Origin of the sequence: Streptomyces pseudogriseolus (genome assembly GCA_002154585.1) — a bacterium.
GTDB classification, from domain to species: domain Bacteria; phylum Actinomycetota; class Actinomycetes; order Streptomycetales; family Streptomycetaceae; genus Streptomyces; species Streptomyces pseudogriseolus.
Genome location: MUNG01000113.1, coordinates 1 through 23,789 on the forward strand (window position 1 = coordinate 1; position 23,789 = coordinate 23,789).

19 protein-coding genes are annotated in these 23,789 nt (G+C 73.5%); 8 read left to right on the plus strand and 11 right to left on the minus strand.

Annotated elements, in window-relative coordinates; all coding sequences use genetic code 11:
* Window positions 1-84: 84 nt before the first annotated feature.
* Complete coding sequence (locus CCN29_RS11940) at window positions 85-1,803, minus strand: glycoside hydrolase family 6 protein (protein ID WP_086681553.1); 1,719 nt, start codon at window positions 1,801-1,803, stop codon at window positions 85-87.
* Between the two features lie 494 nt (window positions 1,804-2,297).
* On the opposite strand from CCN29_RS11940, the gene CCN29_RS11945 reads away from it, so the two are divergent.
* The 4 genes from CCN29_RS11945 to CCN29_RS11960 all read left to right on the plus strand — a co-directional run bounded on the left by CCN29_RS11945 (window position 2,298) and on the right by CCN29_RS11960 (window position 9,360).
* The gene (locus tag CCN29_RS11945; RefSeq protein ID WP_031061690.1) at window positions 2,298-5,213 is read left to right on the plus strand and encodes a glycoside hydrolase family 48 protein; all 2,916 of its coding nucleotides are present in this window, start codon (window positions 2,298-2,300) and stop codon (window positions 5,211-5,213) included.
* Between the two features lie 140 nt (window positions 5,214-5,353).
* On the plus strand, window positions 5,354-8,011 hold the full coding sequence (locus CCN29_RS11950) for a cellulose binding domain-containing protein (RefSeq protein ID WP_086681556.1): 2,658 nt from the start codon (window positions 5,354-5,356) through the stop codon (window positions 8,009-8,011).
* Window positions 8,012-8,068: 57 nt separating this feature from the next.
* Window positions 8,069-8,626 carry a chloramphenicol phosphotransferase CPT family protein gene (locus CCN29_RS11955; RefSeq protein WP_086681559.1) on the plus strand — a complete coding sequence of 186 codons (558 nt, stop codon included), beginning with the start codon at window positions 8,069-8,071 and terminating at the stop codon, window positions 8,624-8,626.
* Complete coding sequence (locus tag CCN29_RS11960) at window positions 8,623-9,360, plus strand: Type 1 glutamine amidotransferase-like domain-containing protein (protein ID WP_086681562.1); 738 nt, start codon at window positions 8,623-8,625, stop codon at window positions 9,358-9,360. The genes CCN29_RS11955 and CCN29_RS11960 overlap by 4 nt, the downstream gene beginning before the upstream one ends.
* Here the strand turns inward: CCN29_RS11960 and CCN29_RS11965 are convergent.
* Both CCN29_RS11965 and CCN29_RS11970 read right to left on the minus strand, forming a co-directional pair.
* Complete coding sequence (locus CCN29_RS11965) at window positions 9,329-10,072, minus strand: class I SAM-dependent methyltransferase (RefSeq protein ID WP_006130851.1); 744 nt, start codon at window positions 10,070-10,072, stop codon at window positions 9,329-9,331. The genes CCN29_RS11960 and CCN29_RS11965 overlap by 32 nt on opposite strands.
* 5 nt (window positions 10,073-10,077) lie before the next feature.
* A complete protein-coding gene (locus CCN29_RS11970; RefSeq protein WP_006130852.1) occupies window positions 10,078-10,383 on the minus strand; it encodes a 4a-hydroxytetrahydrobiopterin dehydratase in 306 nt (101 codons plus the stop codon).
* Between the two features lie 126 nt (window positions 10,384-10,509).
* Here CCN29_RS11970 and CCN29_RS11975 point away from each other — a divergent pair, with 126 nt between their 5' ends.
* Window positions 10,510-11,328, plus strand: a complete 819-nt coding sequence (locus CCN29_RS11975) for a helix-turn-helix domain-containing protein (protein ID WP_006130853.1) — start codon at window positions 10,510-10,512, stop codon at window positions 11,326-11,328.
* Here the strand turns inward: CCN29_RS11975 and CCN29_RS11980 are convergent.
* Window positions 11,310-11,735, minus strand: coding sequence for a hypothetical protein (locus CCN29_RS11980; protein ID WP_086681565.1), 426 nt, complete (start codon window positions 11,733-11,735; stop codon window positions 11,310-11,312). The two genes, CCN29_RS11975 and CCN29_RS11980, sit on opposite strands and share 19 nt — an antisense overlap.
* Window positions 11,736-11,928: 193 nt before the next feature.
* On the opposite strand from CCN29_RS11980, the gene CCN29_RS11985 reads away from it, so the two are divergent.
* Window positions 11,929-12,792 (plus strand): Sco1979 family transcriptional regulator, encoded by an 864-nt coding sequence (locus CCN29_RS11985; RefSeq protein ID WP_006130855.1) that lies wholly within the window; start codon window positions 11,929-11,931, stop codon window positions 12,790-12,792.
* 13 nt (window positions 12,793-12,805) lie between these two features.
* Here CCN29_RS11985 and dnaK read toward each other — a convergent pair whose 3' ends face one another.
* The 6 genes from dnaK to CCN29_RS12015 form a co-directional block, all read right to left on the minus strand.
* Window positions 12,806-14,701 (minus strand): molecular chaperone DnaK, encoded by a 1,896-nt coding sequence (gene dnaK / locus CCN29_RS11990; protein ID WP_086681568.1) that lies wholly within the window; start codon window positions 14,699-14,701, stop codon window positions 12,806-12,808.
* Between the two features lie 438 nt (window positions 14,702-15,139).
* Window positions 15,140-15,568, minus strand: a complete 429-nt coding sequence (locus CCN29_RS11995; RefSeq protein WP_006130857.1) for an OsmC family protein — start codon at window positions 15,566-15,568, stop codon at window positions 15,140-15,142.
* A 98-nt stretch (window positions 15,569-15,666) separates the two neighbouring features.
* A complete protein-coding gene (locus tag CCN29_RS12000) occupies window positions 15,667-17,487 on the minus strand; it encodes a vWA domain-containing protein (protein ID WP_086681571.1) in 1,821 nt (606 codons plus the stop codon).
* The gene (locus CCN29_RS12005) at window positions 17,484-18,545 is read right to left on the minus strand and encodes an ATP-binding protein (protein WP_031017774.1); all 1,062 of its coding nucleotides are present in this window, start codon (window positions 18,543-18,545) and stop codon (window positions 17,484-17,486) included. The genes CCN29_RS12000 and CCN29_RS12005 overlap by 4 nt, the downstream gene beginning before the upstream one ends.
* Before the next feature lie 130 nt (window positions 18,546-18,675).
* The gene (locus tag CCN29_RS12010; RefSeq protein ID WP_031061681.1) at window positions 18,676-20,757 is read right to left on the minus strand and encodes a phage holin family protein; all 2,082 of its coding nucleotides are present in this window, start codon (window positions 20,755-20,757) and stop codon (window positions 18,676-18,678) included.
* A 92-nt stretch (window positions 20,758-20,849) separates the two neighbouring features.
* Complete coding sequence (locus tag CCN29_RS12015; protein WP_006130861.1) at window positions 20,850-21,251, minus strand: hypothetical protein; 402 nt, start codon at window positions 21,249-21,251, stop codon at window positions 20,850-20,852.
* Window positions 21,252-21,343: 92 nt separating this feature from the next.
* On the opposite strand from CCN29_RS12015, the gene CCN29_RS12020 reads away from it, so the two are divergent.
* Entirely contained in the window at window positions 21,344-22,117 is a 774-nt protein-coding gene (locus CCN29_RS12020; protein WP_006130862.1) for an MBL fold metallo-hydrolase, read from the plus strand.
* A 14-nt stretch (window positions 22,118-22,131) separates the two neighbouring features.
* Window positions 22,132-22,764, plus strand: coding sequence for a DedA family protein (locus CCN29_RS12025; protein WP_086681574.1), 633 nt, complete (start codon window positions 22,132-22,134; stop codon window positions 22,762-22,764).
* 42 nt (window positions 22,765-22,806) lie between these two features.
* On the opposite strand, the gene CCN29_RS12030 is transcribed toward CCN29_RS12025, so the two are convergent.
* On the minus strand, window positions 22,807-23,789 hold a 983-nt coding region (locus CCN29_RS12030), incomplete at its 5' end, for an MBL fold metallo-hydrolase (RefSeq protein ID WP_086681577.1).

A 23,789-nucleotide genomic window follows, 5' to 3' on the forward strand; every position in this document is an offset into this window, starting at 1 on the left:
CAGCAAAACCTCGGGGCGGACGCGGGTCCGCCGGGCCCGGGCCCCGTGCGGGGATCCGGGCCCGGCGGACCGGGGGTCAGCCCGTCACGACAGCGGCGGGTAGGCGTTCTTCATCAGCTCCTGGAACTGGGCGGAGAACCAGCGCCCGGAGATCGGGGCGTCACCGAGCGCGCCCGACATGTTGTTGTCGTTGCGCGGGTTGCCGGTGTACGTGGGGTCGCACATCCGGTCGAAGCCCTTGCCCTCGTCGTTGTCGATGGCCTTGCTCGCGCCGTCGGACTCACCCGGCGGCTTCATCCACACGTAGGCGTCGATGCCGGGCTCCGGGGACGCCTGGGGCCGCTCGCCCAGTCCGGCTCCGGCCTGGTTGCACCAGTTGCCCGTGTTGTAGCGGCGGTCGTAGCGCCCGCCGTCGACGTAGGTGTCCACGCTGGTCGTCGCGCCCGGCCCGGTGGGCCGGTTCGCCCCGCCCCAGCCGTTGCGGGAGGTGTCGATCAGCATGCCGATGCCCGAGTCGAACCCGAGCGAGACCAGCTTCTGGCGCAGGGCCTGGGCGTACGACAGCTCGTCGACGTACCGGTTCCAGCTGACCCACTTGGACTCGCGCACGGACTTGCCGCCCACCGTGTCGTTGATGGAGAAGTGGTCCTCCTTCAGCGCGCTGTAGTTGGCCGTGTTGGCGATGAAGCCGTGCACGTCGGCGACGGTCGCGCCCTCGGCGGTCGCCGCCTGCTTGAACATCTCCGCGGAGGCGCCGAAGTTGTCGTCCCAGCCCAGCCAGCCGTGGTGTCCGGCGTCCACGTAGTTGTAGACGTTGGGCACGTCGCCGAGCTTGTTCAGGGCGTAGCCGACGCCCTTGACGTAGTTGCCGTTGGCCTTCATCACGTCGCAGTTCGGCGTGGCGGTGGCCCGCGGCGACACGTTGGTGACCAGGTTGGGCAGGGAGTCGATCTCGACCGTGGTGACGATCCGCAGCGAGGCGTACTTGGGGTCGGCGAGGATCTCCGCGATCGGGTCGATGTACTCGGTCTTGTAGCGGTCGATCTCCGTGGGGCCGAGCTCGCCGTTGGAGGCCAGGGCGGCACAGTCGCGGCCCGGCAGGTTGTAGATGACGAGCTGGACGACGAGCTCGCCGGAGCCCTTCTGTTCCAGGGCCTCGTCGAGGTGGTCCCGCAGACCCATCTTGCCGCCCGCCCCCTCGATGGCGGCGGTGCGGTCCAGCCAGACACCGGTGGGCTGGTTCGCGATGCGGCTGCCGCCCGGCTCGGCGGCGGCGTTCGCGGACCACTCGGGGTTCACGTACACCTTGGCGCCGTCGTAGGGGTTGTCGACGCGGTTGCCCGGGGGCGGATCGGTCGGGTCCGGCGGGTCGGTCGGCCCGCCGGAGTCGACGTTGCAGGTCACGCCGTCGAGGGTGAAGGCGGCGGGGACGGCGTTGGTGCCGCTGTAGCTGCCCTGGAAGCCGAAGGTGGCGGAGCCTCCCGTGGCGAGGGTGGCGTTGTACGCCTCGTTCGACGCCGTGACGTTCGCGCCGGACTGGGTGACCTTGGCGTTCCAGCCACTGGTCACCCTCTGGTTGCCGGCGTAGGTCCATTTCACCGCCCACGACGACTTCGCGGCGCCGTGGTTGGTGACCGTCACGGACGCGGTGAAGCCGGTGTCCCACTGGTTCTGCACCTTGTAGTCCACGGTGCAGGGGACGGCGGCCGCGCCGGCGTCGCCCGGGACGGCGGCGAGCGCCGTCCCGGTGGCGCCGGCGACCAGCGCCATGGCGGCGAGGAGCGCGGTTCTGGTGCGACTCATGGTGCGGGTTTCCTATCCGTAGGGGGCGTTCCTTCGTGGGCGCGCGCAGACGTTCGCGCGGCCTGGTGCCTTACGGGGTGGGGGATGCCGTCCCGGATCCGCACGGGCGGGTCCGTGATGCCGGCCGGACGTCTCCGGGCGGCGCGACGGCACAGAAATCCCACGGTGACGAGCGCCCCCGCGTCAGGTGCTCCACACGCGTGCGGGGGTGGCTAAAAGTACTGAACGCGGGGGGTGGCTCATCGAGCGACTCCTTGCAGCTCGGACGCGCCGTGACCGACGCGTCGACTGATGGAACCGCTCCCACTGGTGCACATGAAGCTAGCGCCAAGTGACGATGAAGAACAGAGGGTGTGCGGACTTTGGCGTCATGCGCACCGTCGAATCTTTTCGATTCGTACCAAGGGTTGACCGGTCCACCCCCCGTCCTCACTATGGGAGCGCTCCCACTGGTTCAAGCCTTGACCTGTCGAGTCGCAGGAAGGACCAGCACCATGCATCCCCCACCCCGCAGACGGGGCGGCGTGCGCCGTCTCTTAGCGGTCGCCGTGACCGCTCTCGCACTGCCTCTGACGATGCTGTCGACGGGTACCACCCCCGCCCGGGCGGCGGCCGTCCAGTGCAGCGTGGACTACAAGACGAACGACTGGGGGTCGGGCTTCACCGCCGACCTGACCGTCACCAACCGCGGTTCGGACGTCATCGACGGCTGGACCCTGACGTACGCCTACTCGGGCAACCAGCGCCTGGTGAACGGCTGGAACGGCAGCTGGTCCCAGTCCGGTTCCACCGTCACCGTGCGCAACGCCGGGCACAACGGCCGGATCGCCGCCGGGGCCGCCGTCACCGCCGGCGCCCAGTTCTCCTACAGCGGCACCAACACCGCGCCGACGTCCTTCTCGGTCAACGGCACCGCCTGCGTGGGCGCCCACCAGCCGCCGATCGCCGTGCTGACCAGCCCGGAGGCCGGCTCGGTCTACACGCAGGGCGAAACGGTGCCGCTCGCGGCCACCGCCGCCGCGGCCGACCAGGCCACCGTCACCAAGGTGGAGTTCTACGACGACACCGAACTGCTCGGCACGGACACCTCCGCGCCGTTCACGCTGTCGGTCGGCGGACTGGCCGTCGGCGCCCACTCGCTGGTCGCGAAGGCGTACGACAGCCTGGGCGCCTCCGCCTCCTCCACCCCGGTCGGCATCACGGTCGCCTCGGGTCCCGCCGTGGTCGCGAGCCCGTCCCAACTGGGCGTGCGCCAGGGCGAGTCGGGCACCTTCGAGGTGAAGCTCTCCAAGCAGCCGAGCGCGAACGTGACCGTCACGACGGCGCGGGCGAGCGGCAACACGGGGCTGTCGGTGTCCTCGGGCGCGTCCCTCACCTTCACGCCGTCCAACTGGAGCACCGCGCAGCGGGTGACCGTCGCCGCCGACTCCTCCGGCACCGGTTCGGCGGTCTTCGAGTCCACGGCCGCCGGCCACGCCAAGGCCGCGGTGACCGTCACCCAGCTGGGCGCGGCCAAGACGTACGAGAGCCGCTTCCTGGAGCTCTACGACAAGATCACCGACCCGGCGAACGGGTACTTCTCCCCCGAGGGCATCCCGTACCACTCGGTCGAGACGCTGATCGTCGAGGCGCCCGACCACGGTCACGAGACCACCTCGGAGGCGTACAGCTACCTGCTGTGGCTCCAGGCGATGTACGGCAGGATCACCGGGGACTGGACGCGGTTCAACGACGCCTGGGCGACGATGGAGCGGTACGCCATCCCGACCCACGCCGACCAGCCGACCACCTCCTTCTACGACCCCTCGAAGCCGGCGACGTACGCGCCCGAGCACGACACCCCGGACGAGTACCCGTCGCAGCTCGACTCCGGCGTCTCCGTCGGCCGGGACCCGATCGCGGCGGAGCTGAAGTCGGCGTACGGCACGGACGACGTGTACGGCATGCACTGGATCCAGGACGTGGACAACGTCTACGGCTACGGCAACTCGCCCGGCAAGTGCGAGGCCGGACCGTCCGACACCGGCCCGTCCTACATCAACACCTTCCAGCGCGGCCCGCAGGAGTCCGTGTGGGAGACGGTCACCCAGCCCACCTGTGACGCCTTCAAGTACGGCGGCAGGAACGGCTATCTGGACCTGTTCACCAAGGACGCGTCCTACGCCAGGCAGTGGAAGTTCACCAACGCCCCCGACGCCGACGCGCGCGCGGTGCAGGCGGCGTACTGGGCCGACCTGTGGGCGAAGGAGCAGGGCAAGGGCGGCGAGGTCGCCGGGACCGTCGCCAAGGCCGCCAAGATGGGCGACTACCTGCGCTACGCGATGTACGACAAGTACTTCAAGAAGATCGGCAACTGCACCAGCACGTCCTGCCCGGCCGGCACCGGCAAGGACGCCTCGCACTACCTGCTTTCCTGGTACTACGCCTGGGGCGGCGCCACCGACACCTCGGCGGGCTGGTCCTGGCGCATCGGCTCCAGCCACGCGCACGGCGGCTACCAGAACCCGCTCGCCGCGTACGCGCTGGCCACCTACGCCCCGCTGAAGCCGAAGTCGGCGACCGGCGCGGCGGACTGGGCGAAGTCCTACGACCGGCAGCTGGAGTTCTACCGCTGGCTCCAGTCCGACGAGGGCGCCATCGCGGGCGGCGCGACCAACAGCTGGGCGGGCCGCTACACCACCCCGCCGTCCGGCACACCGACCTTCTACGGCATGTACTACGACGAGAAGCCGGTGTACCACGACCCGCCGTCGAACCAGTGGTTCGGCTTCCAGGCGTGGTCGATGGAGCGGGTGGCCGAGGTGTACCAGCAGACGGGCAACGCGCAGGCCAAGGCGGTCCTCGACAAGTGGGTCGACTGGGCGCTGTCCGAGACCACGGTGAACCCGGACGGTTCGTTCCGCATCCCGTCCACGCTGCGCTGGTCCGGCGCGCCCGACACCTGGAACGCGTCGTCGCCGGGCGCCAACCGCGGGCTGCACGTCGAGGTCGTCGACTACACCAACGACGTCGGTGTGGCCGGCTCCTACGCCAAGGTGCTGACGTACTACGCCGCCCGCTCCGGTGACACCGAGGCGGCTGACACGGCGAAGGCGCTGCTCGACGGCATGTGGGCGAACAACCAGGACGACCTCGGCATCGCCGTCCCGGAGACCCGCACCGACTACCAGCGCTTCGACGACCCGGTGCACGTCCCGTCCGGCTGGACCGGCACCATGCCGAACGGCGACCGGATCGACTCCTCGTCGACGTTCCTCTCGATCCGCTCCTTCTACCAGGACGACCCGGCCTGGTCGAAGATCGAGAGCTATCTGGAGGGCGGCTCCGCGCCGGTCTTCACGTACCACCGCTTCTGGGCCCAGGCGGACATCGCCACGGCCATGGGCGCGTACGCGGAGCTTCTCGAATAGTCCCCGCCGACGCTCCGTGTACCGGCCCCGGCACAGGACGCCGGGGCCCACCGGGCCGGGCGGTCCCCTCGCGCACGGGGGGCCGCCCGGTCCTCGCACGCATTCCGTTTCTCTCCCCCACGAGGAAGGACACCCCCACCGTGCGAAGAACCCGCGTGCTCACGGCCGTGCTCGCCCTGGCGGCCGGTCTGCTCGCCGGCGGTCCGCCCGCGCTGGCCGCCGACGCCCCGGACCCCGCCCCCGCCGCCGTGCCGAAGCCCGCCGCCGACACCTACACCTGGCGCAACGCGCGCATCGACGGCGGCGGTTTCGTGCCCGGCATCGTCTTCAACCGCGGCGAGCCCGACCTGGCGTACGCCCGCACCGACATCGGCGGCGCCTACCGCTGGCAGGAGTCGACCAGGAGCTGGATCCCCCTGCTGGATTCGGTCGGCTGGGACGACTGGGGTCACACCGGCGTGGTCAGCATCGCCTCCGACTCCGCCGACCCGGACCGGGTGTACGCGGCGGTCGGCACATACACCAACGACTGGGACCCGGGCAACGGCGCGGTGATGCGCTCCGGCGACCGGGGCGCGAGCTGGCGGAAGACGGTGCTGCCGTTCAAGCTGGGCGGCAACATGCCCGGCCGGGGCATGGGCGAACGGCTGGCGGTCGACCCGCACGACAACGACGTGCTGTACCTGGGCGCGCCCAGCGGCCACGGCCTCTGGCGGTCGACGGACGCAGGCGTCACCTGGTCCGAGGTGACGTCCTTCCCCAACCCCGGCAACTACGTGGAGGATCCGGACGACGCGAGCGGGTACGCCTCGGACAACCAGGGCGTCGTCTGGGTGACGTTCGACGAGTCGACGGGGACTGCGGGTTCGCCCACGCGGACCGTGTACGTCGGGGTCGCCGACAAGGAGAACGCCGTGTACCGCTCGACCGACGCGGGCGCCACCTGGGAGCGGCTGGCCGGCCAGCCCACGGGGTACCTCGCCCACAAGGGCGTCCTCGACGCGGAGAACGGCCACCTCTATCTCGCGTACAGCGACACGGGCGGGCCCTACGACGGGGGCAAGGGACGGCTGTACCGGTACGCCACGGCGACCGGGACGTGGACCGACATCAGCCCGGTCGCGGAGGCCGACACCTACTTCGGGTTCAGCGGACTCACCGTGGACCGGCAGAACCCGGGCACGGTGATGGCGACCGCGTACAGCTCCTGGTGGCCCGACACGCAGATCTTCCGCTCCACGGACAGCGGCGCCACCTGGACCCAGGCGTGGCGCTACACCTCGTACCCGCAGCGCGAGAACCGCTACGTCATGGACGTCTCCTCGTCGCCGTGGCTGACCTGGGGCGCCGACCCGGCGCCGCCCGAACAGACGCCGAAGCTGGGGTGGATGACGGAGGCGCTGGAGATCGACCCGTTCGACCCGGACCGGATGATGTACGGCACCGGCGCGACCGTCTACGGCACCGAGGAGCTGACGAACTGGGACGACGACACCCCGTTCACCATCCGGCCGATGGTGCGCGGTCTCGAGGAGACCGCGGTCCTCGACCTTGCCTCTCCCCCGTCGGGCGCCCCGCTGCTCAGCGCACTCGGCGACATCGGCGGCTTCCGGCACACGGACCTCACCAAGGTGCCGTCGATGATGTTCACCGGGCCGAACTTCACCTCCACGACCAGCCTGGACTTCGCCGAGTCGGACCCGGACACGGTGGTGCGCGTGGGCCAGGCCGACGCGGGGCCGCACATCGCGTTCTCCACCGACAACGGCGCCACCTGGTCCCCGGGCACGGACCCTTCAGGGGCGAGCGGCGGCGGGACGGTCGCCGCGTCGGCGGACGGCGGCCGTTTCGTGTGGAGCCCGGAGGGCGCGGGCGTGCACCGCACCGGCGACTCCGGCGCCTCGTGGTCGGCGGCGCAGGGCATCCCGGCGGGCGCGATCGTGGAGTCCGACCGCGAGGACCCGGACACCTTCTACGGCTTCAAGACCGGGCGCTTCTACGTCAGCAGGGACGGCGGCGCGACCTTCGAGGCGTCCCCGGCGACCGGACTGCCGGCCGGTGACAGCGTGCGGTTCAAGGCGCTGCCGGGCAGGGCGGGGGAGATCTGGCTGGCGGGCGGGGCGGCCGACGGGCCGTACGGGCTGTGGCACTCCACCGACTTCGGGCAGACGTTCACCGAGGTGGCGGGCGTCGACGAGGCGGACACCGTCGGCTTCGGCAAGGCGGCCCCGGGCGCCTCGTACCCGACGCTGTTCACCAGCGCGCGGATCGACGGGGTGCGCGGCATCTACCGCTCCACCGACGCGGGCGCGAGCTGGGTGCGGGTCAACGACGACGCGCACCAGTGGGGCTGGACCGGCGCGGCCGTCACCGGCGACCCGCGCGTCTTCGGTCGCGTCTACGTGGCGACCAACGGCCGCGGCGTCGTCTACGGCGACCCGGCGGACCCGGGCGGCGGCACGGACCCGGACCCGTCGGGCGCGTGCGAGGTGGCGTACCGGGTCACGAACACATGGGGCGACGGCTTCCAGGCGGACGTGCGGCTGACCAACACGGGGACGACGCCCTGGGACGGCTGGTCGCTGGCCTGGTCCTTCGCGGGCGGTGAGCGGATCGCCCAGCTCTGGAACGGCGCGCACACCCAGTCCGGCCGGGCGGTGACGGTCCGCGACGCCGGCTGGAACGGCAGGGTGGCGCCGGGCGCGTCGGTGTCCTTCGGCTTCACGGCGAGCGGTGCGCCCGCGGCCGCCCGGCCGGCGGCGTTCGCGGTGGGCGGGAAGGAATGCGCGGTGCGGTGAAGATCGCCGGCGGGGGATGATGGGGCCGCCCCCGCCGGCCACCGCGAAGGAGCCCCGATGCACGGACGGATCATCTTCCTCAACGGCACGTCCAGTTCGGGCAAGTCAAGCATCGCGCGGGAGCTGCTGCACGTCCTGGAGGAGCCGTACTTCCACATGCCCGTGGACGCCTTCCACCGGATGCGGACCAGCCGGGAGATCGACGCGGAGCGGCTGCCCGAGGTGCTGCACCGCACCTGGCGGGGGTACCACCGGGCGGTCGCGGGCATGGCCACGGCGGGGAACAACGTGGTGGTCGACCATGTGCTGAGCGAGGACTGGCGACTGGCCGACTGTCTGGGGCTGTTCGACCCGCGGGAGGTGGTCCTGGTCGGCGTGCGGTGCTCCCTGGAGGAGACCGAGCGGCGCGAACGGGAACGCGGCGACCGGCCGGCCGGGCTCGCCGCCCGGCAGCACGCGCGGGTGCACGCGCACGGCGTGTACGACGTCGAGTGCGACACGACCGCGACGAGCGCGGCGGACTGCGCCCGCGCGATCGCCGCGTTCCTGCCCCGCCGCCCCTCCCCCACCGCCTTCGAACGGCTCCGCGCCACGGCGGAGGTGAGCGGACGGTGAGCCGTCTCGCCCTGCTCGGGGGCGGCTTCTCCACCGACGAGGACGGGCTGCTGGACGACTGGGTGCTCGGGCACGCGCGCGCCGCACGGCCGAAGGTGTGCTTCCTGCCCACGGCGAGCGGGGACGCGCCCGCGTACGCCGAGAAGTTCCTCGCCGCTTTCCGGCCGCGCTCCTGCGAGCCGTCCGTGCTGCCGCTGTTCCGGCGGGAGTCGGACGACGCGGCGCTGCGGGCCTTCCTGCTCGCGCAGGACGTCGTGTACGTCGGCGGCGGCAACACCGCGAACCTGCTGGCGGTGTGGCGGGTGCACGGGGTCGACCGGCTGCTGCGGGAGGCGTACGCCGGCGGGACGCTGCTGTGCGGGATCAGCGCCGGGGCCAACTGCTGGGCCGAGGGGTCGCACACCGACTCCTTCGGCCCGCTGACCCACCTCCCGGACGGGCTGGGGCTGCTGCCCGGCTCGGTGTGCCCGCACTACGACAGTGAGCCCGGCCGCCGGTCCTCCTACCGCGCGGCCGTGGCGAGCGGTGCGCTGTCCGCCGGGTGGGCGGTGGAGGACGGCGCGGCGGCGCTCTTCACGGACGGGCGGCTCACCGAGGCGGTGACGCAGACGCCGGACGCCCGCCTGTACCGGGTGCGGGCGGACACCGGGGCATACGGGGCCGTCGAGGAGGCGGTGCCGTGCCGGCTGCTCGGCGGTGACGTCACGGCGTCCTGCGGAACGCCCTCAGGGTGAACACCGGGTCCGGGCGGGGGCGGTCCTGGTCGGGGAGGGCCGAGAGGCGGGCGGCGAACTCCTCCACGATCGGCCGGCCGGGCGGGAGGGTGACGAACCAGCCGCGCCGCAGGTCGTCCACCGTGCGGCGCGGGCTGCGGCCCTGGCCGTGGCCCCGGAAGCGGGCCTCGCCCGCCGGGACGAGGCCGTGTCCGGCCGCGCAGGCCGCCACCGTGTCCGGGTCGTCGGGCACGGGGCTCGGGGGGCGGCCGGCGAGCACGGCGTCGATGTCGCTGCCCACGTTGTGCGAGAGCCCCTTGTGCACGGTGGTGACGTACACCCCGCCGGGCCGCAGCACGCGCGCGCACTCGGCGACGACGGCGCGCACGTCGGCGGGGTCGGTCAGCAGGTGCAGCAGCCACACGCTGACCACCGCGTCGAAGGACGCGTCCCGGAACGGCAGCCGGCGGCTGTCGGCGCGCACCACGGCCCCCGGGAGCCGGGCGGCGGCCCGCAGGGCCATGGACGAGGACAGGTCCACGCCCGTCACCCGCAGTCCGGGGCGGGACGCGGGGAATCTCCTGGTCACGATGCCGGTGCCGCAGGCCACGTCCAGCAGCCGCCGCGCCTGGCGCGGGACGAGGCCCATGACGGCCTCGGCGGCGGCCCGCGCGCGCGGTTCACCGCCGCGCAGGGCGTCGTAGCGCTCCGCTTCCTCGTCGTAGTCCAGCACGAGGCTCAGTGTGCCCCGTGGGCGGGCGCCAGATCCTCCACCTTGCGGGCGAGCTCGAAGTCCTTGGCGGTGACGGCGCCGCCCGCGCTGTGCGTGTGCACGGACAGGGACACCGAGCGGTAGCCGAGGGTGAGGTCGGAGTGGTGGTCCAGCTCGTCCTGCACCCGGGCGACGTGGACGACCATCGCCGCCGCCGCGATGTGCGAGTCCAGCCGGTAGGCGCGGGTGAGGCGGTCCCCGTCGAGCGTCCAGCCCGGCAGCTCGGCGAGCCGGGACTCGATCTCCGTCCGGGACAGCGGTTCGACGGGCATGCGCGGTGCTCCTTCGCCGGGTCGGCTCTTGTGGCGCGTCCAGGCTGCCACAGAAGCGCCCGCGCCGCCCCGGCCGGACCGGCGGGCGGCTCCCCCGGCCGACGGTTCCTCGGCTACCGTCCTGGCATGACCACTGCCCCCACCGACACCGTCTCCCGCACCGAGGGCGTGGGTCCGCTGCTGCGCGCCTGGCGGCAGCGGCGGCGGGTCAGCCAGCTGGAGCTGGCCCTGCGCGCCGACTCCTCCGCCCGGCACATCAGCTTCGTCGAGACCGGCCGGTCGCGGCCCAGCGAGGAGATGGTGCTGCGACTGGCCGAGCACCTGGACGTGCCCGTGCGGGAGCGCAACGCGCTGCTCCTGGCGGCCGGTTACGCGCCCCGCTACCCGGAGACCCCGCTGGACGACCCCGCCCTCGAGGTGGTGCGCACCGGCGTCGAGCGGCTGATCGCCGGGTTCGAGCCGTACCCGGCGCTGGTGGTGGACGCGACGTACGACGTGGTGGCGGCCAACCGGGGGGTCCTGGCGCTGTTCGAGGGCGTGCCGGAGGCGCTGCTGACGCCGCCGCTGAACGCGGTGCGGCTCACCCTGCACCCGCGGGGCCTGGCGCCGCGGATCCGGAACCTGCGGGAGTGGCGCGGGCACCTGCTGGAGCAGATGCGGCGGAACATCGCCCTGCACCGCTCGCGGCGGCTGCGGGCGCTGTACGACGAGGTGGCGGCGTACCCGGTGCCGGACGCGGCGGGCCGGGAGGAGGAACCGGCGGAGCCGGTGGCGTACTTCGCGCTGCCGATGGTGGTCGAGCACCGGGGGCGGACGCTGTCGTTCGTGTCGTCGATCGCCACGTTCAACACGCCGATGGACGTGACCGTCGCCGAGCTGGCCGTGGAGACGCTGCTCCCGGCGGACCCGGCGACGGCCGCGTACCTTCAGACCTGGCTGGACTGACGCGCTTTCAGCGACAGGTGCTGGGCGAGGGCGAGGCCCGCCACGACGAGCGCCTGGAGCACCGTCCACACCGCGCCCGCGGTGGTCGGCGAGAGCCACAGCGCGAGGGCGGCGAAACTCACCGCCGCCCAGGCGAGGTTGGTTTCGACGACGACCCGCACCCCGGCGGCCGGCGGGTGCGGCCGGGCGGCCAGCAGGCCCACCCCGGCCGCGTACAGGGCGAGGAACGCGCCGAGCGCGAGCAGCAGTCCGGGGCCGGCCCCGAGGAACCGGCCGAGCGGCCCGGACAGGGCGAGGTAGGCGAGGGCGTTGGCGCCGGTCACCACGGCGTCGAGGGCCAGCAGACGGCGCAGCGTGCGCCGTGCCTCGACGGTCCGGGCGGGCGCGGCGAGCGGGGTCGTGGACATGGGGCGTCATCCTCCGTGGGAGCGGTGCGGGACTCGGTGCGTCCACGATCCCGTGCGGCCGGGAGCGGGTCGATTACGCCCGGGGTAATGCGGCGGGCGGCCGGGAGACAGGGCGGCCACCTGCGGCACGTGAGAGTCTCTGAGGGACATGACAGGATGAGCGCGTGCCCGAGCACGTTGGGGAGGCGTGGCGTTGAGTGAGCGGCGGGCCGCACCCACCGTGGGCCAGGTGGTCCTGGGACGGCGGCTGAACGAGTTGCGTGAGGCCGCGGGCCTCTCACGGGAGGAGGCCGCCCGGATCCTGCGGGTGGCGCCGGCGACGGTCCGCCGGATGGAGACCGCCGAGGTCGCCCTGAAGATCCCGTACGTCCAGATGCTGCTGACGGCCTACGGGGTGCCCGACAGCGAGGCCGACACGTTCGTCACGCTCGCCGAGGACGCCAACCGCCCCGGCTGGTGGCAGCGCTACCACGACGTGCTGCCCGAGTGGTTCAGCCTCTACGTGAGCCTGGAGGGCGCGGCCCGGATCATCCGCTCCTACGAGCCGCACTTCGTCCCCGGACTGCTCCAGACGGAGGAGTACGCGCGTGCCGTGCTGGAGGCGGGGACGATCGGCACGGCGGGCCCTGAGACGGTCGAGCGGCATGTGGCGCTGCGCATGGAGCGGCAGCGGCTGCTGGAGCGCCCGGACCCGCCGCACCTGTGGGTGCTCATGGAGGAGACCGTGCTGCGGCGTCCGGTGAGCGCGGACGGCCGGGTGATGCGCGACCAGCTCGACAAGCTGCTGGAGTACGCCGCGCGGGACCGGGTCACGCTCCAGATCGCCGAGTTCGCCGACGGCCCTCACCCGGGGACGTACGCGCCGTTCTCGCTGTTCCGGTTCGCCGAGCCGGAGCTGCCCGACATGGTGTTCACCGAGTATCTGACCGGCGCGCTGTACCTGGACTCCCGCAAGGAGGTCTCGGTGCACCTGGAGGTGCTGGACCACATCACGGCCCGAGCGGCCTCGGCCCGGCGCACCGAGAAACTGTTGCGGGAGTGCCGCGAGGCCTTGTGAGGCGCTTACGGACTCAGGCGGCGCCCTCCTGGCGGGGGCCGGTGTTCTTGTCGTCGTCGACGATCTCCGCGTCCACCACGTCGTCGTCCCCCTGGGACGTGCCGCCGCCGTCGTCCGGGGCGCCGGGGCCGTCGGTGCCGCTGCCGGCCGTGGCGCCGGTCTGCGCGTACATCGCCTGGCCCATGCGCTGGCTCACCGTGGCGACCCTTTCGACGGCGGTGCGCAGCTCGGCGGTGTCGGGCGACTCCTGCGCCAGCAGCCGCTTGACGTCGGCGACGGCCTCCTCCACCTCGGACTTGGCGTCGCCGGGCACCTTGTCTCCGTTCTCGGTGAGGAACCTCTCGGTCTGGTAGACGAGTTGCTCGGCCTGGTTGCGGGTCTCGGCCGCCTCCCGGCGTTTGCGGTCCTCCTCCGCGTACTGCTCGGCCTCCCGCATCATGCGGTCGATGTCGTCCTTGGGGAGGGCCGAGCCGCCGGTGACGGTCATCTTCTGTTCCTTGCCGGTGCCGAGGTCCTTCGCGGAGACGTGCATGATGCCGTTGGCGTCGATGTCGAACGCCACCTCGATCTGCGGCACCCCGCGCGGCGCCGGCGGCAGGCCCGTCAGGTCGAACGTGCCGAGCTTCTTGTTGTACGCGGCGATCTCCCGTTCGCCCTGGTAGACCTGGATGCCGACCGAGGGCTGGTTGTCGGCGGCGGTGGTGAAGATCTCCGAACGCCGGGTGGGGATCGTGGTGTTGCGCTCGATCAGCTTGGTCATGATGCCGCCCTTGGTCTCGATGCCGAGGGACAGCGGGGTGACGTCGAGCAGCAGCACGTCCTTGACGTCGCCGCGGATGACGCCCGCCTGGAGGGCGGCGCCGAGGGCCACCACCTCGTCGGGGTTGACGCCCTTGTGGGGTTCCTTGCCGGTGAGTTCGCGGACCAGTTCGGTCACGGCGGGCATCCGGGTGGAGCCGCCGACGAGGATGACGTGGTCGACGTCCGACAGCCGTACGCCGGCGTCCTCGACGGCCTGGTGGAAGGGCTTCTTGCAGCGGTCCAGGAGGTCCGCGGTGAGCTCCTGGAACTGGGCCCGGGTGAGCTTCTCGTCCAGGTGCAGGGGCCCTTCCGCGGAGGCGGTGATGTAGGGCAGGTTGACGGTGGTCTCGCTGGACGACGACAGCTCGATCTTCGCCTTCTCGGCGGCCTCGCGCAGCCGCTGCACGGCCATCCTGTCCTGGGTCAGGTCGACGCCGTACTGGCCCTTGAAGCGCTTGGCGAGCCAGTCCACGATCCTCTGGTCCCAGTCGTCGCCGCCGAGGTGGGTGTCGCCGTTGGTGGCCTTGACCTCGATGACGCCCTCGCCCATCTCGAGCAGCGACACGTCGAAGGTGCCGCCGCCGAGGTCGAACACCAGGACGGTCTGGTCGTTCTCCTTGTCCAGTCCGTAGGCGAGCGCCGCGGCCGTGGGCTCGTTGATGATGCGCAGCACGTTGAGTCCGGCGATCTCGCCTGCCTCCTTGGTGGCCTGCCGCTGGGTGTCGTCGAAGTACGCCGGCACGGTGATCACCGCGTCGGTGACGTCCTCGCCGAGGTAGGACTCGGCGTCCCTGCGCAGCTTCTGGAGCACCCGGGAGGACAGTTCCTGCGCCCGGAAGCGGGTGCCGTCGACGGAGCCCTGCTCGGGGAACCGCCACTGGGCGTCGCCCATGTGGCGCTTGACCGAGCGGGCGGTGCGGTCGACGTTGGTGACGGCCTGCCGCTTGGCGACCTCTCCGACGAGCACCTCGCCGTTCTTGGCGAACGCCACGACCGAGGGGGTGGTGCGGGCGCCCTCGGCGTTGGCGATGACGGTGGGCTCACCGCCCTCGAGCACGGCGACCACCGAGTTCGTGGTTCCCAGATCGATTCCGACGGCACGTCCCATCGCTGCAACCCCTTCCGCCAGGGCCACTCTCCGGTTTCCAACACTTCCAGCACAAAACTTGAGCGGCGTGTTGTCAAGCGTGCGGAGCGCCCCTAAGGGGCGCGGGGAACTGCGCGACCGGCCCCGTGCGGCCCGCACCCGGCGTGCAACAGCCCCCGGCACCCCGGTGGCCGTACGGAGCCGGGGCACAGGCCCGCTGGAAGAGTGCCGCCTGCGCCCACCCGTGCAGCCCCCAGCGGCACGACTGCCCGCAGGCGGCGGCCCTGAGGGGCGCGGAGAACTGCGCGACCGGCCCCGTGCGGCCCGCACCCGGCGTGCAACAGCCCCCGGCACCCCGGTGGCCGTACGGAGCCGGGGCACAGGCCCGCTGGAAGAGTGCCGCCTGCGCCCACCCGTGCCGCCCCCAGCGGCACGACTGCCCGCAGGCGGCGGGGCGGGTCAGGCGAGCTTCGCCGTCAGGGTGATCTCCGTGCCCTTGAGCGCCTGGCTGACCGGGCAGTTCACCTTGGCGTCCTCGGCGGCGGCCACGAAGCCGGCCTCGTCCAGGCCGGGGACGGTGCCCTCGACGGTGAGGTGGATGCCGGTGATGCCCTGGCCCGGCACGAAGGTGACCTCGGCGTTGGTGGTCAGCCGGGTGGGCGGGGTGCCCGCCTTGTCGAGGCCGTTGGACAGGGCCATCGAGAAGCAGCTGGAGTGCGCGGCGGCGATCAGCTCCTCGGGGCTGGTCTTCCCGTTCGCGTCCTCGGCGCGGGAGGCCCAGGTGACCGGCTGCTCGGGGATGGCGCCCGAGGAGTCGAAGGCGACGACCCCGCTGCCCTTGAAGAGGCTGCCTTCCCAAACGGTGTGTGCGGAGCGCGTGGTTGCCATGACGCAATCCTTTCAAAAGGTCCGGTCCTTCGACCGGCGGTGCTCGGTCCGGACGCCCGGATCACCGGGCGCCCTGCCTTATCCGATCACATCACGGCTCAACTCACCCGGAAGACGGGACCTCTCGGGGTGAAGGGCAGGGTCGCGCCCTGCGGAATCAGGTAGGCGTGCTCGCGCCGCACCCGCAGCACGTCGCACCAGCCGTCGGTGATCACCAGCACGGGCGCGCCGCGCGGGAAGTCGTCGGCGCGCTCCAGCAGGTCGATGCCCGGCTGGAGCTCGGTGCCGCCCCGGCCGCGCACCCGCACCCTCCCGGCGATCTCGGTGACCGGGACGTAGCCCGCGTCGTGCGGCGCCGCGTCGCAGAACACCACGCGCGTGGCCGGCACGTCACGGGACTGCGCGTAGGAGGCGATGGCGCCGAGCGCCTTGCCGAGCAGGGTGCGGCTCATGGAGCCGGAGGTGTCGAGGACGACGCCGAAGGTGCAGCGGGCGATCTCCTCCGGCGGGTACCAGCGGCCGGCGCGCGGGATGTCCGGCGTGGACGCCTGACGCCGGGAAGGCCGGGCGAACGACCGCAGCGGCTCGGGGCGGGGCACGAACTCGTCGAACCAGCGGGCGAGCCGGGCGTCCCAGGGCAGCGGCGGATGGCTGAGGGCGCGGATCTCCTCGACCAGGCCGGCCGGGAGCAGGCCGCGCTCCTGGCGGTCGTGCAGGTCCAGGCCCTGCGCGAGGCCCCGGCGGTAGAAGCCGTCGAGGTCGACGCAGTCGCGGGGCGGGCCGAGCGGGGCGCCGAGGACGTCGCCGAGGCCCTTGCCGCGCGGGGTGGGCAGGCGGCGGGAGCGGCGGTCGCCGGCGATGCGGTCGTAGACCTCCTCGGCGGACAGCCCGGCGAGGTCCTTGTCGTACAGCAGGCCCGCGGGGATCGTGCCGATGTCCATCTCCACGAGCCAGCCGTTGATGACGAAGTCGCAGGCGACGTTGAAGAGGAACGGGTCGCGGGGGCCGCAGCGGTCGCCGTGGCGCAGGGCGGCGTGCAGCATCTCGTGCGCGAGCACGAACCGCCACTCCTCGTCGTCCATGACCCGCAGCGGGTTGACGTAGATCTCGCCCGCCCCGGCGTTGACGGCGGCGACGGAGATGCCGTGGGCGCGGGCGAGTTCGGCGTCGGCGACCAGGGTCATGCCGGAGGCGATGCCGCCGAGCAGCGGGTAGGAGGAGACGAACCAGCTCAGCGCCTTGTGCCAGGCGCGGCGCGGGGCCGGCGCCCCGTCCAGGCTGTCACGGCGGCCGCCCGCGACGTCCATCGCGGCCGCCACGGTGCGGGTGAGGGCGGAGGCGAACGCCAGCTGGTGGTCGGGCGGCTGCCCGTACCAGCCGTTCCAGCGGGTCAGGTACAGGTCGGGGTCCCCGCCCGCGGTGCCGCAGTGCCGGTAGGCGTCGGGGACGCCGGTGCGGCGCCAAGCGGCGGCGAGGCGCTCCTCGTCGCCGTCGGGGTAGGCGGTGGGCAGCTCCTCGGGCGCCTTGCCGACGGGCGAGCCGAGCAGGAAGCGGTCGACGACGACGCAGCGGGCGGCCAGTTCGCAGGCGTCCGGCTGGGTGCGGGGCCCCTCGGCGGCGGGGACGTGGCCGAAGCCGAGGTGCAGGACGGCGTGCGCGAGGGCCCACGCCCAGGTCTCCGGGTCGGCCGTGCGGTCGGGGTGGACGTGCAGCACGGCGTCCGAGCTGACGCGCACCAGGCCGTCGCGGGGCGCGAGCTCGCAGTCCTCGCGGCGGCACACGTCGACGTCCACGGCGGCCAGCGCCGGGTTGGCCCGCATGATACGCAGGCCCTCGGCGAACGCCTCCGCCGCGAGGTCCCGCTTGCGCCGCCGCGCGTCCCGCTTGGGCTGCGGGCCCTTGCCGCGGGCGCGGCTCACCGGCGCGCCTCCACCAGCCGGGGCATGTCGCGGGCCGCCTCGACCAGGAACCACGACGGCAGCACCGGGTTGCCGTCGGCGTCGGGGGCGATGACGGTCTGCGCGACCTCGACGGAGATCTCCGCGAGCTGCACCAGCAGCGACTTCGCGCGGTAGGCGATCTGCCGTCCGGCCGCCGACATGTGCTCCTTGGAGGCGGGCAGTTCCTTCACCAGCCGGCCGCGGAAGGACTCGGCGAGGTAGTAGAGGAGGTCGCGGTCCTCCGGGCGGTGGGGCCAGCGGGCCTCGCCCTTGACGACGGCGTCGATGCCGAAGCGGCTGCGCACGATCTTGACGTAGCCGCAGAAGGCGGTGGCGTGCGCGGGGGTGAGCGTGCCATGGGCGAGGACCTTCAGGGTGTCCTCGTCGAGGTCGCGGCCGAAGGAGTGCAGCGCGTCGGAGAGCATGTGCCAGGAGCGGGGCGTGGAGAACGGCTCCTCGGTCTTCGGCGGTTTGGACCACAGGTGGTCGGGGCGGTCGGTGAGGTGGTCGGCGATCCACGGGTGGATGCCGTTGTTCGCCGCCCAGACCAGCCAGTCCTTCGGGGACGCCGTCAGGTGGACGTGGGTGAGACGGTTGACCAGCGCGGAGGCGAGGGGGCGGGCGAGCGCGTTGTCGGTGGCGCGGTTGCCGGCGCCGATGACGACGGAGCCCTTGGGCAGCTCGTAGTCGCCGATGCGGCGGTCCAGGATCAGCGAGTAGAACGCCTTCTGCACGTCCGGGGTGGCCGCGTTCAGCTCGTCCAGGAACAGGCAGTACGGCTCGTCGCGGGCGATCGACGCGGGCGGGCAGAACACCGAGCGGCCGTCGCGGATCTGCGGCACGCCGATCAGGTCCTCGGGGGCGAGCTGGGTGCCCAGCAGGCTCACGCACTCCAGCCCGAGGCTCTCGGCGAACTCCCTGACCAGGGAGGACTTGCCGATGCCGGGCGCACCCCAGAGGAACACCGGCCGCACGGTCGCGAGGCCGAGCAGCAGCTCCGGGACACGGGCGGGGGTGACGGTGACGGCTGCCTGCACGCAGATGCTCCCTCTCCGCGCGCCTTCGCGGGCGCGGGTGACACGACGGTGGACGACTCGTGACCGAGGTTGTCAGCACCGGGCGCGTCCGTCACGCGAATTTCCGCCCGCGACGCCCTTGTTGCCGCGTTCAGGCCGCGCGTTCGCGGTGGTCCGGGAGCGGGCGGGTGTCGGCCTGGTCGGCCTCGGTGAGCCAGCGGCGCAGCACGTGGTGGACCTGTTCGGCGCCGGCCAGCTCGGCGCCCTCGGGGACCGGCACGGAGAGCACCAGCGGGGACAGCAGGAAGGGGCGGGACTGGGCGCCGCCGAGGCCGCCGTGGGAGCCGATCTGCTCCTCGAACGCGAGCACCTCGCCGTCCGCCGGGTCGTGGAAGGAGTTGACCATGATGTCGGCGGTGTGCGGGAAGGTGTGGGTGCGGCGCACGACGTCGGCGGCGCCGGGGCCGAACGGGGCCAGCGGGCCGGGGTTGTCGTCGAGTTCGTCAAGGGGTATCTCCGCGCCGTACGCGCCGAGCACGACGCCGCCGTGGCGTTCGCTGCGCACCAGCAGGAAGCCGATGCCGGGGTGGTTGGCGAGGGTCGGCAGCAGCGCGGGGTGCCGGGCGTCGATCTCCTCCTTGGTCATCCGGTGCGGCACGTCCGGGAAGGACACCAGGCCCAGGTTGCCGGAGGCCAGCACCACCGGCTCCGAACCGCGGGAGGGCCGGTACTGCTCGGCGCCCTCCTCGACCGGCCGGCGCAGCGCGGCGCGGACCGCCGCGCGGGCCTCGGCGCCGCTGTGGGTGCGCCGGGCGCGGCGCGGCACGGGCAGTCCGCAGCCGGCCCGCACCAGGTCGGCGAGGGTGAGGCCGTAGCGGGCGCGGAAGGTCTCGCCGGGGCTCTGCCCGTGGTCGGACAGCACGACGATGCGGTACGGGCGGGGCGCGTGCTCGGCGACGTTCTCGATCAGGGCGAGGGCGCGGTCGAGGCGGCGCAGGACCTGTTCGGTGTCCCGGCTCGCCGGCCCGGAGTGGTGGGCGACCTCGTCGTAGGCGACCAGGTCGGCGTAGACGGCGCTGCGGCCGGCCAGCAGGTCGCCCATCACGGCGGCCGTGACGACGTCCCGTTCGACGACGGTGGCGAAGGCGCGCACCAGCGGGTACAGCCCGCCGCGGGAGACGCGCGGGCGTCGGCCGCGCATCCGGGCGCGCACGGACTGGCCGATCTCCCGGCCCACCTCGGCGACGAAGGACAGGGCGGTGCGCACGGCGTTGGCGGGGTCGGAGAAGTACGCGAAGTAGCCGGCGCGACTGCGGGCGGCCGGGCCTCTGCGGCGGGCGGCGATGGACAGCACCAGCGCCTGCTCGTCGGCGCCGCCGCTGAACAGGTTGCCGCGGCTGGCGCCGTCGCGGGCGAGCAGCCCGGCGTGACCGGAGTGCTCGATGGCGCGGGCCTGGAGTTCGGCGGCGCTGGTGGGCCGGTTGCAGACCATGACCTCGCGGCGGGCCTTCTCGTACCAGCGGAAGGCGGGGACGTCGAAGGTGCTGCCGTGCAGGATGCCGAGCTGGCTGGCGCCGGTCTGGCTGGACCAGTCGGTGCGCCAGGGGGTGAGGCGGTGGGTGGGCCGGCCGCCGTCGGCGCCCAGCCAGCGGGCGACGGTGGGCATCAGGCCCTTGCCGACCGCCGACAGCAGGACGTCGTGGCCGACGCCGTCGAGCTGGACGAACACCGTGCCGGGGGTGGCCGGGCAGGGCGGGTCGGAGCGCCGTCTTCGGTCCGCGAGCCGGTAGAGCCGCCGGCGGTAGGCGTCGTCGTCGCGGACGGCGAGGGCGCCTCCGGTGGCGGAGGCGACGGCGGACATCACGGCGGCGACCACCACGGCCGTCTCGGGGGCCGCCGCGCCGCGCTCGACCGGGTTGACGCGCAGCGCCAGCCACAGCAGGGCGCCGTTGAGGAAGAACACCAGCAGGCCGAGGACCAGCGCGGGCACGAGCAGCAGCAGCCGCACCAGGAGCGGCCAGACCAGGGCGGACAGCAGGCCGAAGGCGCCCGCGCCGAGGGCGGCGGTGACCGCGATGTCGGTGGCGCTGTCGCCGTCGGCCGAACGCAGCCGGAAGTCGGGCAGGATGCCCGCGAGCGCCAGCATGGTGAGCGTGGAGACCGCCCACACGGTGACACTCCGCCCGATCTGACTGGCGACCCGTCGCCATCGCCCGCCACCCACGCCGCACACCTCACGTTCCGGTCCCTGGCCCGCCCTCACCCTGTCACAACGTCCCGATGAGGCGTTTCGTCCCCCCTCCCCACCGCGGGCGGGCGGCGCCCTCAGCGGCCGTCGTAGCCGGCGGTGGGCATGGACAGCCTGCGGTGCACCCGGGCCTTCATCGCCGCGTCGTACGACGGCTCCGCCCGGCCCACCGTCTCCACCCGCACCCCGCGCCGCGCGCACTCGGCCGCGAACTCGGCCACGGACGACAGCGCCCGCTCCAGCACCCGCCGGCTGGGCGCCACGAACAGGTCGGCGCCGGGGCGCACCCCGTCCCAGAGCAGCGCGTGGTCGGGGCGCAGGCCGCGCACCAGCAGTTCGCGCGCCACCACGTACCCGCGCTCGGCGGCCCAGCGCGCGCACATCGTGTGCTGCTCGCGGGAGTCCACCAGGAACGGCTCGGCGTCCAGCTCCTCCAGCGGCGTCAGGCTCGCGATGGTCGTCACCCGCACCGGCGCCATGGCGTCCCCCTCACCTCGGGCCCACCTCGGGTTCGCCGACGACCCTATTCCTGAGCGTAGGCTTCGGGGAGTCGCGCGAAGGAGGCGAAGAGGTGCCGGCGGAGGTCACGTGGTGGGGGCACGCCACCTGCACGCTGGAGGACTCGGGCACACGCGTCCTCACCGACCCCCTGTTCGCACGCCGGCTGGCGCATCTGCGGCGCAGGCGCGGCGCGGTGCCTCCGCCGGAGGCGCTGCGCGCGGACGTGGCGCTGGTCTCCCATCTGCACGCCGACCACCTCCATGTGCCGTCGCTGGCCCGGCTCGCCCCGGGCACGCGGCTGCTGGTGCCCCGCGGCGCGCCCGACGCCGTGCCGGGCCTGCGCAGGCTGACCGCGCTGGACGTCACGGAGATGGCGCCCGGTGACGTGACGTCCGTCGGGCCGCTCGCGGTGCGGGCGGTGCCCGCGCTGCACGACGGGCGGCGGCTGCCCGTGGGCCGGCGCCGGGCGCCCGCTCTCGGTTATGTCGTGGAGGGCGCGGCACGCACCTACTTCGCGGGCGACACGGGCCTGTTCGAGGACATGGCGAAGGAGGTCGGGCCGGTCGACGCCGCGCTGCTGCCGGTGGGCGGCTGGGGGCCGTACCTGGGCGACGGGCACCTGGACGCGGGGCGCGCGGCGCAGGCGCTGGCGCTGCTGGGCGCGCCGAGCGCGGTGCCGGTGCACTACGGCACGTACTGGCCGATCGGGATGGACGCCGTGCGCCCCCACGAGTTCCACGCGCCCGGGCAGGAGTTCGAGCGGCTCGCGGCGCGGCACGCGCCGGAGGCGGTGGTGCACCGGCTCGGCCACGGGGAGAGCGTGCGCCTGGGGGGCGCGCGGTGATATCCCCCGCTCTCGTGCAGGCGGCCGGCGGTCTGATACCTCCGGCGGCCGTGGCGCCCGAGTCGACCCAGCAGGCCATCGGGTATCCGTCGCTGTTCCTGCTGGTGCTCATCGGGGCGCTGGTGCCGGTGGTGCCGACGGGCGCGCTGGTCAGTTCGGCGGCCGTGGTGGCCTTCCACCGCAGCGCGCCGTTCTCGATGGCGCTGGTGTTCGCGACGGCGTCGCTGGCCGCCTTCCTCGGGGACGTGGCGCTGTACTGGCTGGGGCGGCGCGGGATGACGTCGAGGAACGGCTCGCGCTGGCTGGAGGCGATCCGGGACCGGGCCCCCGAGGAGCGGCTGGCGCAGGCCCAGGAGAAGCTCGCCGACCACGGGGTGGCCGTGCTGGTGCTGTCCCGGCTGGTGCCGGCCGGGCGGCTGCCGGTGATGCTGGCCTGCCTGGTCGCGCGGTGGCCGCTGCGGCGCTTCGTGCGCGGCAACCTGCCGGCCTGTCTGGCCTGGGCGGCCACCTACCAGCTCATCGGAGTGCTCGGCGGCTCGCTGTTCCCGGAGCCGTGGGAGGGCGTGCTCGCGGCGGTCGTGCTGACCGTGCTGATCAGCGTGGCCCCGAGCCTGTGGCGGCGGGTGCGCCGCACACCCGCCGGCTGACCCCGCCGCCTGACCCCACCGGACACCGGCCGACGCCGCGGCTCACCCGGGTTCGAGCAGGCGCGACCCGCCGATCGGCAGGTCCCACAGCCGGTCCCGGGGCAGCCCGGCCGCCTCCCAGGCGGCGCGGACCCGGGTGAGCGGCTCCAGGACCGGTTCCGCGGACAGCACGAACGTGCCCCAGTGCATGGGCGCCATGTGCCGCGCCCCCAGGTCCTGCGCGGCGCGCACCGCCTCCTCCGGGTCGCAGTGCACGTCGGCCAGCCACCAGCGCGGGTCGTACGCGCCGATCGGCATGAGGGTGAGGTCGATGCCCGGGTAGCGGCGGCCGATGCGGGAGAACCAGTGGCCGTAGCCGGTGTCGCCGGCGAAGTGCACGCGCCGGCCGTCGGGCGCGGTGAGCACCCAGCCGCCCCACAGCGAGCGGCAGGTGTCGGTCAGGGTGCGCTTGGACCAGTGGTGGGCCGGTACGAAGTCGAAGCGGATGCCGCCGAGTTCGGACGCCTCCCACCAGTCGAGCTCGGTGACGCGGGTGAACCGGCGGCGCCGGAACCAGCGGCCGAGGCCCGCCGGCGCGAACACGGGGGTGTCGCGGGGCAGCCGGCGCAGGGTCGGGGCGTCCAGATGGTCGTAGTGGTTGTGGCTGATGACGACCGCGTCCACGCGGGGCAGCGCCTCCCAGGCCACGCCGACGGGCGTGACGCGGGCGGGCGTGCCCAGGATGCGCCGCGACCACACGGGGTCGGTGAGCACGGTGAGCCCGCCGATCCGCACCACCCAGCTGGCGTGGCCCGCCCAGGTCACGGCGAGCGTGCGGGCGTCCACGTCGGGCACCGGGCCCGGCGCGTACGGCAGGTCGGGGATGCCGGCGAGCCCTTCGGGGCCGGGCCGCACCGCGCCCTCGCGGGCGAAGCGGGCGAACGCCTTGAGGCCGGGCAGCGGGGCGGTGAGCCGGTCGTGGAAGGTGCGGGGCCACACCCGTCGCTCGGCGAGCGGACGCGGTGCGGCGAGCGGGGGGTGGGGGC

Excerpts from the sequence above, each read along its gene's own strand:
- CCN29_RS11970 (WP_006130852.1), bottom strand. The coding sequence starts at position 10,383 with ATGCCCGTCGAACCGCTGTCCCGGACGGAGATCGAGTCCCGGCTCGCC.
- CCN29_RS11975 (WP_006130853.1), top strand. The coding sequence starts at position 10,510 with ATGACCACTGCCCCCACCGACACCGTCTCCCGCACCGAGGGCGTGGGT.
- CCN29_RS12015 (WP_006130861.1), bottom strand. The coding sequence starts at position 21,251 with ATGGCGCCGGTGCGGGTGACGACCATCGCGAGCCTGACGCCGCTGGAG.
- CCN29_RS11940 (WP_086681553.1), bottom strand. The coding sequence starts at position 1,803 with ATGAGTCGCACCAGAACCGCGCTCCTCGCCGCCATGGCGCTGGTCGCC.
- dnaK (WP_086681568.1), bottom strand. The coding sequence starts at position 14,701 with ATGGGACGTGCCGTCGGAATCGATCTGGGAACCACGAACTCGGTGGTC.
- CCN29_RS11945 (WP_031061690.1), top strand. The coding sequence starts at position 2,298 with ATGCATCCCCCACCCCGCAGACGGGGCGGCGTGCGCCGTCTCTTAGCG.
- CCN29_RS11980 (WP_086681565.1), bottom strand. The coding sequence starts at position 11,735 with ATGTCCACGACCCCGCTCGCCGCGCCCGCCCGGACCGTCGAGGCACGG.
- CCN29_RS11955 (WP_086681559.1), top strand. The coding sequence starts at position 8,069 with ATGCACGGACGGATCATCTTCCTCAACGGCACGTCCAGTTCGGGCAAG.
- CCN29_RS11995 (WP_006130857.1), bottom strand. The coding sequence starts at position 15,568 with ATGGCAACCACGCGCTCCGCACACACCGTTTGGGAAGGCAGCCTCTTC.